Origin of the sequence: Bacteroides sp. 4_1_36 (assembly GCF_003466325.1) — a bacterium.
In the GTDB taxonomy this organism is placed as follows: domain Bacteria; phylum Bacteroidota; class Bacteroidia; order Bacteroidales; family Bacteroidaceae; genus Bacteroides; species Bacteroides uniformis.
This window is the reverse complement of the sequence record NZ_QSOX01000004.1, coordinates 184,140-198,388: the sequence shown is the minus strand read 5'-3', so window position 1 is coordinate 198,388 and position 14,249 is coordinate 184,140. Positions and strand designations below refer to the sequence as shown.

The following is a 14,249-nucleotide window of genomic DNA, read 5'->3' as shown; positions in this document are numbered from 1 at the left end:
TAAAAAGGAATAACGAGGGGCTCAGAACTATCCGCGCCTAAATATAGCATAATGAAAGTACTCATATACTTTTGACACTCTCCCATTCTATTTGAAGGCCGGAGCAGGAAGATGCATACCTGCCATCGTCAATTGGTTGTCCTTGGCATATTGGAGGAAATACTTGCGTGCTTTCACGGCAGCTTCCTTATCCATATCATAGGAAGCGCAGTATTCCGGATGCTCCAACTGAAGGGCCGCACCATGGATGAGGTCACCAATCACCAGTAACTTGCCACTCTGGAAAACCGTATGACCGGGAGTATGACCGACTGCCTCCATGGCAACCACATTGCCCGGCAAGGTATCGCCAAACTCAAACAGATGCAGCCGTTCCTTATAGGCATCCATCGTCTTTACGACCTGCGCCTTCCTTTCGGCAGGCATTGCCATCCAGGCATCATATTCCACTTTTGATGCGTACACTTCGGCATTCGGGAAGACTACACTGTCTCCCTTCATCATTCCACCGATATGGTCGCCATGGAAATGGGTAAGATACAGATATCCAATATCTGCCGGAGAGATACCCAAAGATTGTAATCCGGGCAACAGACGACTGCCGGGAGCTCCCATTCCCGTATCAAAAAGGATACGGATACCATTCGTATCTACCAGGAAGGTGCTCATGGAAGAAGGAATACCGCCTTGAAGCGACAAACTTTCCATCAATTCATCGCTTGCATCCGGGAAAATCGTTCTCGGCATCAAATGCTCACCAGCATTATCCTGAATCCAAGTGGCCTGCACTCCCTCCAGTTGCAAGGTCTTTACGCCACTGCATGTTACACCGACACTATCCATACTTACATCTTCATTTGTTTGTTTCTTTGTCCTGCTGCCGCAACCCGCCATCAGCAATGCTGCTGACACAACAACCAGGCACGTCCATGTCTTGTTTTTCATCGGTACAGAGTTTTTTATCCATAAATATTGAAGTTCGCACAAATATAGGCAAATAAAATCATTCGGCACACGGATGCCTGAACCAAAAACGGCTGCCGACTCCCAATTCCGACTCAGCACCGATAGTCCCGCCAAGATGCTCAATGATACTTTTACAGATGGACAAGCCTAAACCCGTGCCCTTCGCAAAGGTATTAAGCTTTACAAAGCGGTCGAACACAGTAACCACGGCATCCGGAGCAATACCCATACCGGTGTCCGTCACAGAAAACTCTATCTGACCGGTACCTTCCACCGGATGATATTCCAAAAGGATCTGCCCTTCACTGGTGAACTTCAAAGCGTTGTTTATAAAATTGGTGACCACCTGCATCAGACGTTTCTTGTCGGTATAGATACGGTAATCGGGCAAGTCGGGAGCCAACAGAACCGGTACAGCCTTGTCTTCCTTTATATCATAGTTGCGCATCACGTCCTTACAGAAGTCACTGACATCCACATACCCCATATTATAATCAAGTGTTCCCGCTTCTATCTTTGCCAAATCCAGAATGTCGGATATCAGTTGCAAGAGCAGTTCCGTATTCTCCTGCATGATGGCAAGGTATTCCTGGCGTTCTTCCCTATCGTCCAGTTCGGCAATGATGCTTGCAAAACCGACAATGGAATTGAGCGGAGTACGGATTTCATGACTCATATTGGCCAGGAAAGCAGACTTCAAGCGGTCCAGATGTTCTGCCTTATCCTTGGCGACCCGCAATTCCTCCTCTATCTTTTTCTGATGGTCGATATCCACACTGGTAATGACATGCGCCATCTGCCCGTCCACCCAAGCAAAGGCTGCACTGAACACGCGAAACCAACACTTGTCAAATGGCCGTTGATAATCCCACGAATAGACTTTGGTGGGGTGTCCGTTTTCATCTATCAAATGCCTCTTTGGGCAGAACTCACACTCCCCCGTCTTGTCCGAGTAGAGGGCCTCCCAGCATTTTTTCCCCCAGAAATGCTCGATACCGCCATATGGTTCCACCATAGACCTATTGGCATACAACATATCGTGGGAATCGAAAGAGTTGACGTAAATATCAACGCCCATATTATTCATGATACTGCCTAATGTATTGCTGGCCCTCACTTCCCTTTCCTTATATTCCCTGACCGCAATTTCCTTAGAGAACGAGCCCAGCAAGAGATGAATGATTTGCAACTCCTCTTCCGTGAGATAGGTCTCTTCCTCCCTGCCTGCAAAACCTATGAATCCGATGATTTTACCCTCAGTATCTTCAAAATGCCTGATTAACAAAGAATCCTCACCGTAGAAATCAAGAATGTCAATATCATCCCATGAAGCATCCGCATTTCTGTTTCCATAGAAAGGTTTATCCCGAGCTTTCATGGCATCGACATGCTCCTTTTTCAACTCTCCCATATCGAAACGGGGTTTCATAGTCCCACCTTCATTTCCAATCGTTTCTTTCAATAAGAAATAACGGAATCCGTCAGTCTGATAGATAAACCCTTTCGTAAAGTCATAGTAGTTGCAGAAATCGGTCAACGATTCAATAACTTTCCTTTCATTGGGTTCATTGCTATTCAACCGTTCTAAAAAATGAAGCAAGAATATGTTTAAGTTCTCTTTGTTTTTGCCCATATAATCTTTTGAAAAACTTTAAGGTGCTAATATACAACTTTTTAAAGAGAAATAAGTTTCTTTTATATATCTAGGAAGTTTAAAAAACAACCATTCCCCAATAAAACAAAAAAGGCAATAACTTAATTTATTTTACAAGTATCACTAAGGCAAAAGCTCTTCATCCGTATTCATACGACGGCATAACATCTAAAGTATACAAAAAGAAGTCTATGGAAGAAGAAAATATCCGAGACAGATTAATAGTCATTTTTTAAGGATAACAGAGTTGCTAATTTATCAAAAACAAAGTTAATTCACACATATATACATATTTGTATAAACGGAGAATAAGTAAAACTTTCCCAAAGATGTTTTTTTCTTCATAAGCGATACAACCTATATACAACGAAATAAAGATTTGCAGTACAAACGGTCTGTTATGAGAGAAATATAGTATCTTTGCAACATCATGTTGCACCGTTTTACTACTTCCATAACCGACATTCCGCTTCCGGAAAGGTTTACCTATCCTTTCTGCTATACTCCGCACCCATTATGTATATTGGCAGCCAAAGAAGTACAAAGCTATCTTACCCGACAAACTGCATGGAAGGACGAACTGCGCCAAGGCAAAATGTTCGGGGTACTGATTGTACAAACCGAGCATGGAGAAACCGGATATTTAGCTGCATTCTCAGGCATATTGGCCGGAAAGAACCTACATCCCTTTTTTGTTCCTCCCGTATATGACTTGCTACAGCCACAAGGCTTTTTCAAGATAGAAGAAGAGAACATCTCTTCCATCAACCGCAACATCCGGCAACTGGAAAATGACAAAGCATATGCCGCCTTATCAGCAGAGCTTGCCCGGACCATTCAGTCAGCAGAAAACATACTGGCAACAGCCAAAGCACAGTTGAAAGAAGCCAAAACAGCCAGAGAACAGCGCAGAAAAGAAAAAGAACTCAATGCGCAGGAAGAAGCCGAACTGATACGGGAAAGCCAGTTCCAAAAGGCAGAATATAAACGCCTGGAACGTTCATGGAAAGCAAGGATTACCACACTGCAAACGCAGACAGAAGACTGGGAAAGACGGATTTCAGCATTGAAGTCTGAACGTAAAACCCGCTCTGCAGCATTGCAGCAAAAGCTATTCGAACAGTTCGGGATGCTGAATTACCGGGGAGAAGTCAAGAATCTCTGTGAGATATTCGGGCAGACCGTGCACAAGACACCTCCTGCCGGTGCGGGTGAATGTGCGGCCCCCAAACTGCTGCAACAAGCTTATCTGCACGGATGGAAACCTATTGCCATGGCCGAGTTCTGGTGGGGTGATTCCCCCAAGACAGAGATACGCCATCACGGCCACTATTATCCGGCTTGCAAAGGAAAGTGCGAACCTATACTGCAACACATGCTGCAAGGTCTACAAGTAGAGGAAAACCCCATGTTGAAAAGAATGCAGGTACCCTCCCAAAATTTGGAGATTGTTTATGAGGACCCATGGCTTTCGGTCATCAACAAACCGGCAGGAATGCTGTCTGTTCCCGGCAAGGAAGATGCAGTCTCCGTCTATAGCCTGATGCGTGAGCAATATCCCGAAGCTGACGGTCCCCTGACGGTGCATCGTCTCGACATGGCCACTTCCGGTTTAATGCTCATTGCCAAGACCAAGCGTGTACACCAGAACCTGCAGGCCCAGTTCAAGAACCGCCTGGTCAGGAAACGTTATGTCGCATTGCTCGAGGGTATTGTCCCAAAGGACAAAGGTACGGTCGACCTCCCGCTTTGCCTGAATCCACTTGACCGCCCACGGCAAATGGTACACACCGAACACGGAAAGCCCGCCATCACCGATTATCAAGTTCTGGAACGTCTGGACGGGAAACGGACCCGTATCGCTTTCTATCCGCGCACGGGAAGAACCCATCAGCTACGTATACATGCAGCACACCCGCTTGGCTTGCACTGCCCCATCATCGGTGATGAACTTTACGGGGAGAAAGCAGACCGGCTTTATCTGCATGCCGAATACTTAGAATTTACCCACCCTATAACGGGAGAAACCGTAAGGATTACCAAAGAAGCTGAATTCTGACTGCCTACTGATTAATAACCAGCAAAGTAATGCAATAAATGATGATACTCCGACCTACCCCACAAGATTATGACGAACTGTTGACCGTCTGGGAAGCCTCTGTCCGCAGCACACACCACTTCCTGGCAGAAAAGGATATACAGTTTTACAAACCACTGATAAGAGAGCAGTACTTTCTTGCCGTAGAGCTTTACATCATCCGCAACGAAAAAGAAGAAATTGCCGCCTTTATGGGACTGAGCGATGAACTCATCGAGATGTTGTTTGTCCGTCCTGACCAACAAGGTAAGGGATACGGAAAACGGCTCATGGAGTACGCCGTCCACCAAAAACACATCCACAAAGTGGATGTAAACGAGCAGAACGGACAAGCTTGCCGATTTTACCAACATATGGGATTCCAAGTGGCCGGCCGGGACGAAACCGACCCGACGGGAAAGCCTTTCCCTATTCTGCACCTGCAATTACCAACCCCACCACAGATTACTCAGATTGAACACAGATTATAATTTAGCAAACTTATGAAGATACATCACATCGCCATCTGGACCTTCCAACTGGAAGAGATGAAAGAGTTCTACACACGTTACTTCAACGGGAGCAGCAATGAAAAGTACATCAACCCCAAAAAAGGATTCGAATCTTATTTCCTTCACTTCGATGAAGGAACGGATTTGGAACTGATGAGCCGTACGGACATACAGAATACCCCTATTGAGGAAAACAGACTGGGACTGACCCACTTTGCCTTTGCCTTCGACAGCCAGGAAGCTGTCCTCCGACAGACAGAACGGCTACGTACAGCGGGATATACCATCGCAGGAGAGCCCCGTACCTCCGGCGACGGATATTTTGAAAGTGTCGTCCTCGACCCGGACGGTAACCGTATAGAATGTGTATTCAGGGCATAGTCTCTCAATCAGAGGAGACAAAGCTTCTCAACAGTTTTATCTCCTCTGCCCAAAGCGATTCATCGGGCGTCTCCAAAATAATAGGTATACCGTCAAAACGCACATCTTGCATAAAGCGCCGGAAGAAATCCATACCTATCAGCCCCTTGCCGATGCTGTCGTGACGGTCTACTCTGGAGCCGAGTGCTTTCTTGGAGTCATTCAGGTGTATACCACGCAGATAGCCGAAACCTACCGCTGTGTCAAACTCCTCAAACACCTTGTCATACTCATTCACTATATCATAGCCTGCTGTATACGTGTGGCAGGTATCAAGGCAAACTCCAACGCGAGACTTGTCATCCACCCGGTCAATGATATGTCCCAGCTGCCAGAACTCATTTCCCACATTGCTACCCTGCCCGGCTGTGTTCTCTATGACAGCCACCACATCGTGCGTCTTGCCCAATATAAGATTAATGGATTCAGCGACCTTGTCCAGACACTCTTCCACGGAAATCTTATTCAGATGGCTGCCCGGATGAAAATTCAGTAACTTCAGCCCTAATTGTTCGCAGCGCTGCATCTCATCCAGAAAAGCGGCACGGCTTTTCTGTAACCCTTCTTCTTCGGGATGCCCTAAATTTATCAGATAACTGTCGTGAGGCAGGATATAGCGGGAATCGAAGCCAAGCTTCCCACAATTTTCCTTAAACACCCTGATACTCTCCTCCGTCAGCGGCCTTGCCACCCACTGACGCTGGTTCTTGGTAAACAAGGCAAAAGCATTTGCCCCTATCTCACTGGCATTGACGGGAGCCGCTTCCACTCCCCCACTGGCCGATACATGTGCACCTATAAATTTCATAATCTTATTGTATTTGCTCTTTCATGAATTCCCACTGGCATTTTTTCATGTCCACACACCCATTCTTTCTGAACGTCACGCCCTCTGCCTCCAGCAAAGCCCGCTGTTCCGCCCAGCACGGTGCCAGCCTGCCCTGGCTGTTCACTACCCGATGGCAGGGCAGACACATGCCGTCGGGCACATCGTGCATAGCATGTCCCACCATGCGCGAACATTGAGGTCTTCCGACAAGATAGGCTATCTGTCCGTACGTCACCACCCGCCCCGGAGGGATTGCGGCCACTACATTATAAACCTCCTGCTGAAAAGTGTCTTTGTCCATAAAAGTCTGGTTTGGGAAGGCAAAGATATGATAAATTCAGCAGGTATGCGAACAGACGTTACAAGAAAGTGGCTGCGCCGAGCGGATTGTATGTATAGGTGACATTACGGGCACGGATGATTTCGCCCGTCGGGGTAAACAATATCTGATATTTCGTCTGGAGATTTGCCATCCCTACCTCTACCGCCACGATGGACTGCCATTTGGGAAACTGTACCCAAGTGACATTCTGCACCATCCCTCCGGAATATTCACTGGCGGCAAAAGCATTGTAAACGGCAGGGGGCACTTCGTCCATTGTCTCCCAGTCCGTCTGTTGCATTACCCATTGCGCCTGCCCGTCAAACCAGACTTTCGTATCAAAACCGTTCATCAGGAAATCTGCCACATAATAAGACTCATCATGCGACCAGGCAACATCATCTGCCGTAGGATACATTTTCTTCAGTGCAGCCTGTACATCAGCAGGTGCCCAATCGGCAGAAGCCGAGACTGATACCATCAGCATCAAAATCAGAAAAGAGAATTTCAACTTACTCATAACTTCATCAGATTATCATGTTATGAGAAGAACGGCGTATGGCAGATTTTGTTCACCGGCAACTCTCAACCATTCAACAGTTAAAAAGAGATATCCATTGTAATTCAATAGAAAATGACTAACTTCACACCAGAAATTCAGAAATATGATAAGAATACATCCCATATCCGGCAACAAAAAGCAATATCTTGACCTGCTGCTGCTTGCCGACGAACAAGAGTCCATGATTGACCGTTATCTGGAACGGGGAGAGATGTTCATCCTATCCGATAATGATACAGTCAAAGCGTCTTGTGTAATCACCTGCGAGGATAAAGGAATCTACGAAATAAAGAGCATAGCTGTCTATCCGGAATACCAGCGCCAGGGATATGGAAGACAACTGATAGCATTCGTTCTTGAACATTATAAAGACCGGTGCCATACTATGCTTGTCGGCACTGGAGACAGTCCGCTAACCATCCCCTTCTATGAAAGCTGCGGATTTGCATACTCACACCGGGTACCCGATTTCTTTATCGATAATTACGACCACCCCATATTTGAAGGAGGCAAGCAACTGAAAGACATGATTTATCTGAAAAGGACGCTTCAACCAAAATAATATTCTATATTTGCATATCACTTAACTCCACACATTATGGAAGCTAAACTTTGCCAAAGCTGCGGAATGCCCTTGTCATCTGCAGAAGTACTCGGAACCAATGCCGACGGTAGCCTCAACGAGGAATATTGCACCTATTGCTACCAGCACGGCAATTTTGCACAAGACTGCACTATGGACGAAATGATAGAACATTGTGCACAGTTCACCGACGAATTCAACAAGGATTCCGGAATGAATTTCACTAAAGAGGAAGCCATTGCCGGTATGAAAGAATTCTTCCCGACCTTGAAACGCTGGCAGTCCAAACAATAAACATGCCATCCCGTATCGAGCAGGAAAAACAGACAGTAGAACGGATGGTCCGCCTCTACTGCCGGAAAAAGGAAGGTAACAAGCAATTGTGTCCCCGATGCGAGGAATTGCTGGGATATGCCCGCATTCGTCTTTCACGCTGTCCTTTCGGTGAGAATAAATCCACCTGCAGGCAATGCAGCATTCACTGCTACAAGCCCGAAATGAAAGAACGGATGCGTGAAGTCATGCGGTATGCCGGACCACGGATGCTGTTGTACCATCCCGTGGCGGCACTCCGCCATTTGTGGCAGGAATATGTCCATCAGTATCTCACCAAACGTTTCGGAGTTCCGCGCCAGGAACAGCACAAACAATAAACCGTATCCAGGTCGTATCCTTCCAATGAAGAGGTGCTGTCTTTAGGCACAATCTCGCCTTTGTCAGAGATGTAGACCGGCAGGCGCTCACCTTGTCCGTTCATCACAAAAAATGCCCCCACCTTGCATTGGGGGCATACCATCTTACGCATAATCAATTGAAATAATACAAAAATATAGCCACCCCTTCCAATGCCTTCTTCTTTTCACCTTGTATTTCGATGGCAAACTTTATTTCTGCCTTTGCTACGCCGCGCAGATTCGACAGAGATTGTAAATGGGCAACCAGTCGGATGCTCTGTCCGGACAATACCGCCTGACCGAACTTCATCTTGTCCATACCATAATTAATCATCATCTTCAGGTTGTTCACTTCAATAATCTGGTTCCACAGATATGGCAACATGGACAAGGTGAGATACCCATGTGCAATAGTGCTCTTAAAAGGGCTTTCCACTTTGGCGCGTTCCGTATCGACGTGTATCCACTGATGGTCCAATGTCGCATCAGCAAACAGATTGATACGCTCCTGAGGGAGCTCTACATATTCCGAAACACCGATTTGCTGGCCTACCAGCTTTTCAAAATCCTCGTACGAGTTGATAATCACTTTTTCCATTACTCTCTATTTTATTGATAAATTATAAATTCACACGCTTTATCCACATATCCGCCATTCGTTTATGCCCTGCAGGAGTGGGGTGGATACCGTCCCAAATCCAATAGGTGTCTTGAGAAGCCGGAGCAGTGCCGAGAATTTCATCGAACATCGCATTATAAGGAAGAAATACCGTCTGATAGTCCTTCGCTATCCTCTCTACGATGGCGGCACAGCGACGCACCAGACTATCACGTTCTGCAAAGTCCTCACTCTTACGCATATTGCCGACATTGGCAACAAAAGGAATGCCCAGCACTATCTTCAATTCCGGATTGGCCTGCAAAGAACGGTCAAGCAAGGAACGGTAACACTTCTCCCATCCTTCAAAATCAAAAGGCTCTTTTTTGTCACCCTGTAGATAGTAATGTACATCGTTTGTCCCCACCAAGACGGAAAGCACATCCGGTTTCATTCCAATGACATCCTCTTCCCAGCGTTTCTCCAAATCCCGGAGAGTGTTTCCACTGATGCCACGGTTAAAAAAAGCATATTCCTTTTCCGGAAAATCTCCTTGATAATGACTTGCACACAAATACATATAGCCGCTACCGTAAATATGGTTCATATCCCAAAGGCTTCGCTCCGCAGTCGGTTTGGGCATCCCGCAGGCATTTCCCCAGTTACCGTCCGTGATAGAATCTCCGATAAACAAGACACGCGGGCCGCTTGCATGGAGTAAGAGTGATATGCAGAAAAAAACTATTACAAAGAGTCCAATACGCTTCATGGCATTTTCTTGTTAGAATGTAAAAATTGCAACAAATATACGTCTTATTCCGGCAAGTACAAAAACTCGGGTACCTTTTTCCCATTTCCCAAAAACACATATAACCCTTATTTTTATTTCCGTTCATCACAGATTAATTTGGAAATAATGTATCTTTGTCAATATCTTAATTGTTGTGACAGAACAAAAACATCACTATTAAAGATTCCGGTATGAATTCTAAATTTGATTATGACTTACTGTCAGCAATGATGACCAATGCCAATATGGGATGGTGGGAAGCTGATTTAAAGACCGAAAGCTACATTTGCTCCGAATATATCTCCCGGTTGCTGGGACTGGATGAGGATGGAACCATCAGCTTTAAAGATTTCAACAAACGTATCCTGAAAGAGGAACAACGGCATACTACCACACATTCCTTCGACAATATCCGGCAGACACAAGAGACTGTATATCTGCTCAACACAGTAGAGGGTCCAACGTGGATAAGAAGCAAGATATGCCTGCAGAGAACCGATGAAAACGGTAATGTCAAAGTCTACGGCATTGCCGAAACACAAGACGGTCCCGACATGTCATCGGCATCCCAAGCCTTACAAGAGCGTAACCGTCTCCTCCATAATATTTATAAATATCTTCCGGTAGGAATTGAGCTCTATAACCGAGAGGGAATATTGATAGATATGAATGACAAAGAGCAGGAAATGTTCCATCTCAAACAGAAAGAAGATCTACTTGGAATTAATATTTTCGAGAATCCGATTTTCCCGGAAGAGATGAAAAGCAAGTTAAGAAAACATGAAAATGCAGACTTCACTTTCCGGTATGACTTCTCTAAAATAGACAATTACTACAAGACACAGAAGAAGACGGGCACCATAGACCTTGTAACCAAAGTCACAAGCCTTTACGACGATAATCACAACCTGACCAACTATCTGCTAATCAACGCAGACAAAACGGAAACGACCGTCGCTTACAACAAAATACAAGAGTTCGAGAGCCACTTTGAGCTTATAGATGACTATGCCAAAGTGGGATATGCCAATTATGACCTTCTTAATGAGCAAGGCTATGCCCAACGCAGCTGGTACAAGAACTTGGGTGAGAAAACAGAAACACCGTTGTCCGAAATCATCGGAACCTACAATCATCTCCACCCAGACGACCGTACTATCATGCTTGACTTCCTACAGAACGTAAAGAGAGGACTGGCACACAAGCTCAGCCGGGAAGTACGTGTTCTTAAAGAAGACGGTTCTTTCATGTGGACCCACGTCAACATCATTGTAGAACGCTACATGCCTGAACAGAACATCATAGAGATTATCTGCATCAATTATGACATCACCCAATTAAAGAAGACGGAAGCAATGCTGATACAAGCCAAGGAAAAGGCCGAAGAGGCAGACCGGCTGAAATCCGCTTTCCTTGCCAATATGAGCCATGAAATCCGCACGCCGCTAAATGCGATTATCGGTTTCTCCAGCCTGCTGCACTACGTGGAAAACGAGCAGGAAAGGGAACAGTACATCTCTTTGATAAACCACAACAACCAACTGTTGCTCAAACTAATCAACGACGTTCTGGACCTTTCCAAGATAGAGGCCGGACACATAAAGCTCCATTCCGAATGGTTCAATCCGGCAGAACTCATCGAGGAAAGTATTACCGAGTACGAACGGAACGTTCCGGCAGGAGTGAAACTCTTTGCCAGGTATCCGGCAGCCCCCGGCCAGATAGAGCACGACCCGATGCGCATCAAACAGATACTGAACAACTTCATATCGAATGCACTGAAAAACACCGTGCAGGGACATATCGAAGTGTACTACGAAACGGACACAGACGGAATAAGAATCAGTGTTTCCGATACTGGATGCGGTATTCCCCCCGACAAACTGGGAATGATATTCGAACGGTTTGAAAAGGTGGACTCTTTTGCCCAAGGTGCCGGATTAGGACTCTCCATCTGCAAATCCATCGTTGAGAAAATGAATGGAGTGATTACCGTAGATTCGACAATGGGAGTGGGAAGCACATTCACCGTGGAACTGCCCTGCCGGACAAGACCATCCTGACAACAAACGAAAAACAATGATTTATGACCGCACAGAAAGAATTTACCCTAACCCCTCGCCGGCGTGGCTTTCACCTGGTGACAGAGGAGATTATACGCAACCTTCCACCGCTTCCGTCTGCCGGAATCCTGCATCTGTTCATCAAGCATACAAGCGCAGGCCTCACCATCAACGAGAATGCAGACCCTGACGTACAGACAGATATGGAAGCCATCTTCAACCGCCTCGTAAAAGAACGGGAACCTTATTACCAACATACATGCGAAGGCGATGACGATATGCCCGCCCATGCCAAGGCAACCCTCAGCGGAACCAGCCTCACCATCCCCATCACCAATGGGCGTCTGAACATAGGTATCTGGCAAGGCATCTATCTCTGCGAGTTCCGCAACCGGGGCGGAGGAAGAAGAATTGTAGCAACCGTCATCGGATAATCCCCTATCATCATGCAGAAAGCCATCATCATCGGTGCCACTTCAGGCATCGGACAAGAAGTAGCCAGGATACTTGTACAACAAGGCTGGCATATAGGTATTGCCGGCAGAAGAGAGGAAGCATTGCATGCCCTACAAGCCACCGCACCCGACCGGATAATCACGGAACAGCTGGACGTTACGGAAGAGACAGCGACTCTACACCTCCATAACCTGATAAAAAAGCTGGGAGGCATAGACCTGTTTTTCCTCAGTTCCGGCGTGGGACATCAAAACCGGGACTTACAACCGGACATCGAACTGAACACGGCACGTACCAATGTAGAGGGATTTACCCGCATGGTGACTGCCGCCTTCAACTATTTCAAGGAAAAAGGCTCCGGACATATTGCTGTCATCAGTTCCATTGCAGGCACTAAAGGACTGGGCGTTGCACCGGCCTACTCTGCCACCAAACGCTTCCAGAATACCTATATCGAAGCGCTGGCACAACTTGCCCGGATGCAGCATCTTGATATACACTTCACCGACATCCGTCCGGGATTTGTTGCCACCGATTTATTGAAAAGCGGGAAATACCCGATGCTGATGAAAGCAGACCGTGTAGCACAGCACATAATCAAGGCTTTAAGAGAAAAGAGACGGGTAGTTGTCATTGACGGACGCTACCGGGTACTGGTATTTTTTTGGCGTATGATTCCACGATGGCTATGGGAAAGGTTGCCTATAACGAATTGATTTCGTATCTTCACGTCTCCAAACAGAAATAGACATACAGACATGAAGAAAAATTCAAAATATATCGTGCTTACCGCTGCCATTGCACTGTGCGCAGGTTCCAGCCTCCCCTTCCTCGCAGGCAGCAGTACGCTGAATCCCGAACGCGATTCCGTGAAATCCGAAGTTCCCTACTGCGTGACCTCCCCCAGCGTACCGGACAAGATCACTTTTGCCGGACAAGCTATTGACCTGCTTCGCTACGACCACCGCGAACGTATGGACCGCGAACTGATGTCCTTCACCTACATGCACTCCACCACCATGCTCATGGTGAAGCGTGCCAACCGCTACTTCCCCGTCATAGAGCCTATACTAAAAGCCAACGGCCTTCCCGATGACTTCAAGTACCTCGCTGTGATAGAAAGCAACCTGAACCTGCTTGCCAAATCGCCTGCGGGTGCCGCCGGCCTATGGCAGTTCATGCCTGCCACCGGACGCGAATTCGGACTGGAGGTGAACAGCAACATCGACGAACGATACCATATCGAGAAAGAGACCAAAGCAGCCTGCAAGTACCTGAAAGATGCTTATCAGAAATACGGGAACTGGCTGTGCGTAGCCGCCGCCTACAATGCCGGGCAAGGACGCATCTCCACACAGCTGCAGAAGCAAATGGTGGACCAGGCTGTCGACTTATGGCTGGTAGAAGAGACTTCGCGCTACATGTTCCGCCTGCTGGCAGCCAAAGCAGTCATCAGCAATCCACAGCAGTACGGCTTTCTGTTGAAACGGGAACATCTTTATCCGCCCATCCCCTACACGGAAGTGACCGTCACAACGGGCATCGGCAACCTGGCACAGTTTGCCAAAGATAAAGGCATCACCTATGCCCAACTGAAAGATGCCAATCCGTGGCTGCGGGATACCTCGCTGATGAATAAAAGCGGACGTACATACATACTAAAAATACCGACACAAGCCGGAATGCATTACAACCCCAAGAAAACAGTGCCCCACAATAAGAATTGGGTCATCAATTAATAAA

General features: G+C 46.8%; 18 protein-coding genes. 10 read left to right on the top strand and 8 right to left on the bottom strand.

Features of this window, described 5'->3' with window-relative positions:
* Window positions 1-87: 87 nt before the first annotated feature.
* Both DXD65_RS06515 and DXD65_RS06510 read right to left on the bottom strand, forming a co-directional pair.
* Window positions 88-945, bottom strand: coding sequence for an MBL fold metallo-hydrolase (locus tag DXD65_RS06515; RefSeq protein ID WP_005826480.1), 858 nt, complete (start codon window positions 943-945; stop codon window positions 88-90).
* Window positions 946-1,003: 58 nt separating this feature from the next.
* Window positions 1,004-2,599 (bottom strand): sensor histidine kinase, encoded by a 1,596-nt coding sequence (locus tag DXD65_RS06510; RefSeq protein ID WP_117887438.1) that lies wholly within the window; start codon window positions 2,597-2,599, stop codon window positions 1,004-1,006.
* 451 nt (window positions 2,600-3,050) lie between these two features.
* Here DXD65_RS06510 and DXD65_RS06500 point away from each other — a divergent pair, with 451 nt between their 5' ends.
* Genes DXD65_RS06500 through DXD65_RS06490 form a run of 3 tightly spaced genes read left to right on the top strand, consistent with a single transcriptional unit; the run spans window position 3,051 to window position 5,590 of the window.
* Window positions 3,051-4,679 (top strand): RluA family pseudouridine synthase, encoded by a 1,629-nt coding sequence (locus tag DXD65_RS06500; RefSeq protein WP_165852961.1) that lies wholly within the window; start codon window positions 3,051-3,053, stop codon window positions 4,677-4,679.
* A 38-nt stretch (window positions 4,680-4,717) separates the two neighbouring features.
* Window positions 4,718-5,188, top strand: a complete 471-nt coding sequence (locus DXD65_RS06495) for a GNAT family N-acetyltransferase (RefSeq protein ID WP_008663809.1) — start codon at window positions 4,718-4,720, stop codon at window positions 5,186-5,188.
* Window positions 5,189-5,200: 12 nt separating this feature from the next.
* Complete coding sequence (locus DXD65_RS06490) at window positions 5,201-5,590, top strand: VOC family protein (protein WP_005826473.1); 390 nt, start codon at window positions 5,201-5,203, stop codon at window positions 5,588-5,590.
* Window positions 5,591-5,594: 4 nt separating this feature from the next.
* Here the strand turns inward: DXD65_RS06490 and nfo are convergent, their stop codons facing one another.
* Genes nfo through DXD65_RS06475 form a run of 3 tightly spaced genes read right to left on the bottom strand, consistent with a single transcriptional unit; the run spans window position 5,595 to window position 7,300 of the window.
* Window positions 5,595-6,437 (bottom strand): deoxyribonuclease IV, encoded by an 843-nt coding sequence (nfo, locus tag DXD65_RS06485; RefSeq protein ID WP_005835868.1) that lies wholly within the window; start codon window positions 6,435-6,437, stop codon window positions 5,595-5,597.
* Between the two features lie 4 nt (window positions 6,438-6,441).
* Window positions 6,442-6,759, bottom strand: a complete 318-nt coding sequence (locus tag DXD65_RS06480; protein ID WP_005826471.1) for an MGMT family protein — start codon at window positions 6,757-6,759, stop codon at window positions 6,442-6,444.
* A 58-nt stretch (window positions 6,760-6,817) separates the two neighbouring features.
* Window positions 6,818-7,300 (bottom strand): PepSY-like domain-containing protein, encoded by a 483-nt coding sequence (locus tag DXD65_RS06475; RefSeq protein ID WP_117887436.1) that lies wholly within the window; start codon window positions 7,298-7,300, stop codon window positions 6,818-6,820.
* A gap of 145 nt (window positions 7,301-7,445) precedes the next feature.
* Between DXD65_RS06475 and DXD65_RS06465 the strand changes: the two genes are divergently transcribed.
* From DXD65_RS06465 to DXD65_RS06455, 3 genes are read left to right on the top strand one after another with little or no spacing between them, the layout of a single operon-like run.
* Entirely contained in the window at window positions 7,446-7,904 is a 459-nt protein-coding gene (locus DXD65_RS06465; RefSeq protein ID WP_005835863.1) for a GNAT family N-acetyltransferase, read from the top strand.
* Between the two features lie 36 nt (window positions 7,905-7,940).
* Window positions 7,941-8,219: a zinc ribbon domain-containing protein gene (locus DXD65_RS06460; RefSeq protein WP_005835861.1), complete on the top strand. Its 279-nt coding sequence runs from the start codon at window positions 7,941-7,943 to the stop codon at window positions 8,217-8,219.
* 2 nt (window positions 8,220-8,221) lie between these two features.
* On the top strand, window positions 8,222-8,578 hold the full coding sequence (locus tag DXD65_RS06455) for a nitrous oxide-stimulated promoter family protein (RefSeq protein ID WP_117887435.1): 357 nt from the start codon (window positions 8,222-8,224) through the stop codon (window positions 8,576-8,578).
* Here DXD65_RS06455 and DXD65_RS06450 read toward each other — a convergent pair.
* Genes DXD65_RS06450 through DXD65_RS06440 form a run of 3 tightly spaced genes read right to left on the bottom strand, consistent with a single transcriptional unit; the run spans window position 8,524 to window position 9,966 of the window.
* Window positions 8,524-8,730: a hypothetical protein gene (locus tag DXD65_RS06450; protein WP_009036627.1), complete on the bottom strand. Its 207-nt coding sequence runs from the start codon at window positions 8,728-8,730 to the stop codon at window positions 8,524-8,526. The genes DXD65_RS06455 and DXD65_RS06450 overlap by 55 nt on opposite strands.
* A 2-nt stretch (window positions 8,731-8,732) precedes the next feature.
* Complete coding sequence (locus DXD65_RS06445; protein WP_005826461.1) at window positions 8,733-9,197, bottom strand: MaoC family dehydratase; 465 nt, start codon at window positions 9,195-9,197, stop codon at window positions 8,733-8,735.
* Between the two features lie 22 nt (window positions 9,198-9,219).
* Window positions 9,220-9,966, bottom strand: coding sequence for an SGNH/GDSL hydrolase family protein (locus DXD65_RS06440; RefSeq protein WP_117887434.1), 747 nt, complete (start codon window positions 9,964-9,966; stop codon window positions 9,220-9,222).
* A 212-nt stretch (window positions 9,967-10,178) separates the two neighbouring features.
* Here DXD65_RS06440 and DXD65_RS06430 point away from each other — a divergent pair, with 212 nt between their 5' ends.
* Genes DXD65_RS06430 through DXD65_RS06415 form a run of 4 tightly spaced genes read left to right on the top strand, consistent with a single transcriptional unit; the run spans window position 10,179 to window position 14,245 of the window.
* Window positions 10,179-12,050, top strand: a complete 1,872-nt coding sequence (locus DXD65_RS06430) for a PAS domain-containing sensor histidine kinase (RefSeq protein ID WP_117887433.1) — start codon at window positions 10,179-10,181, stop codon at window positions 12,048-12,050.
* A gap of 23 nt (window positions 12,051-12,073) precedes the next feature.
* On the top strand, window positions 12,074-12,484 hold the full coding sequence (locus DXD65_RS06425) for a secondary thiamine-phosphate synthase enzyme YjbQ (RefSeq protein WP_005826454.1): 411 nt from the start codon (window positions 12,074-12,076) through the stop codon (window positions 12,482-12,484).
* A 12-nt stretch (window positions 12,485-12,496) separates the two neighbouring features.
* Window positions 12,497-13,222 (top strand): SDR family NAD(P)-dependent oxidoreductase, encoded by a 726-nt coding sequence (locus tag DXD65_RS06420; RefSeq protein WP_005835848.1) that lies wholly within the window; start codon window positions 12,497-12,499, stop codon window positions 13,220-13,222.
* Between the two features lie 42 nt (window positions 13,223-13,264).
* Window positions 13,265-14,245 carry a lytic transglycosylase domain-containing protein gene (locus DXD65_RS06415; RefSeq protein ID WP_117887432.1) on the top strand — a complete coding sequence of 327 codons (981 nt, stop codon included), beginning with the start codon at window positions 13,265-13,267 and terminating at the stop codon, window positions 14,243-14,245.
* Window positions 14,246-14,249 lie beyond the last annotated feature (4 nt).

Coding starts and splice junctions, on each gene's coding strand:
- DXD65_RS06415 (WP_117887432.1), top strand. CDS start 13,265: ATGAAGAAAAATTCAAAATATATCGTGCTTACCGCTGCCATTGCACTG.
- DXD65_RS06490 (WP_005826473.1), top strand. CDS start 5,201: ATGAAGATACATCACATCGCCATCTGGACCTTCCAACTGGAAGAGATG.
- DXD65_RS06440 (WP_117887434.1), bottom strand. CDS start 9,966: ATGAAGCGTATTGGACTCTTTGTAATAGTTTTTTTCTGCATATCACTC.
- DXD65_RS06425 (WP_005826454.1), top strand. CDS start 12,074: ATGACCGCACAGAAAGAATTTACCCTAACCCCTCGCCGGCGTGGCTTT.
- DXD65_RS06430 (WP_117887433.1), top strand. CDS start 10,179: ATGAATTCTAAATTTGATTATGACTTACTGTCAGCAATGATGACCAAT.
- DXD65_RS06455 (WP_117887435.1), top strand. CDS start 8,222: ATGCCATCCCGTATCGAGCAGGAAAAACAGACAGTAGAACGGATGGTC.
- DXD65_RS06515 (WP_005826480.1), bottom strand. CDS start 945: ATGAAAAACAAGACATGGACGTGCCTGGTTGTTGTGTCAGCAGCATTG.
- DXD65_RS06450 (WP_009036627.1), bottom strand. CDS start 8,730: ATGCGTAAGATGGTATGCCCCCAATGCAAGGTGGGGGCATTTTTTGTG.
- DXD65_RS06460 (WP_005835861.1), top strand. CDS start 7,941: ATGGAAGCTAAACTTTGCCAAAGCTGCGGAATGCCCTTGTCATCTGCA.
- nfo (WP_005835868.1), bottom strand. CDS start 6,437: ATGAAATTTATAGGTGCACATGTATCGGCCAGTGGGGGAGTGGAAGCG.
- DXD65_RS06445 (WP_005826461.1), bottom strand. CDS start 9,197: ATGGAAAAAGTGATTATCAACTCGTACGAGGATTTTGAAAAGCTGGTA.
- DXD65_RS06475 (WP_117887436.1), bottom strand. CDS start 7,300: ATGAGTAAGTTGAAATTCTCTTTTCTGATTTTGATGCTGATGGTATCA.
- DXD65_RS06510 (WP_117887438.1), bottom strand. CDS start 2,599: ATGGGCAAAAACAAAGAGAACTTAAACATATTCTTGCTTCATTTTTTA.
- DXD65_RS06495 (WP_008663809.1), top strand. CDS start 4,718: ATGATGATACTCCGACCTACCCCACAAGATTATGACGAACTGTTGACC.
- DXD65_RS06420 (WP_005835848.1), top strand. CDS start 12,497: ATGCAGAAAGCCATCATCATCGGTGCCACTTCAGGCATCGGACAAGAA.
- DXD65_RS06465 (WP_005835863.1), top strand. CDS start 7,446: ATGATAAGAATACATCCCATATCCGGCAACAAAAAGCAATATCTTGAC.
- DXD65_RS06480 (WP_005826471.1), bottom strand. CDS start 6,759: ATGGACAAAGACACTTTTCAGCAGGAGGTTTATAATGTAGTGGCCGCA.
- DXD65_RS06500 (WP_165852961.1), top strand. CDS start 3,051: ATGTTGCACCGTTTTACTACTTCCATAACCGACATTCCGCTTCCGGAA.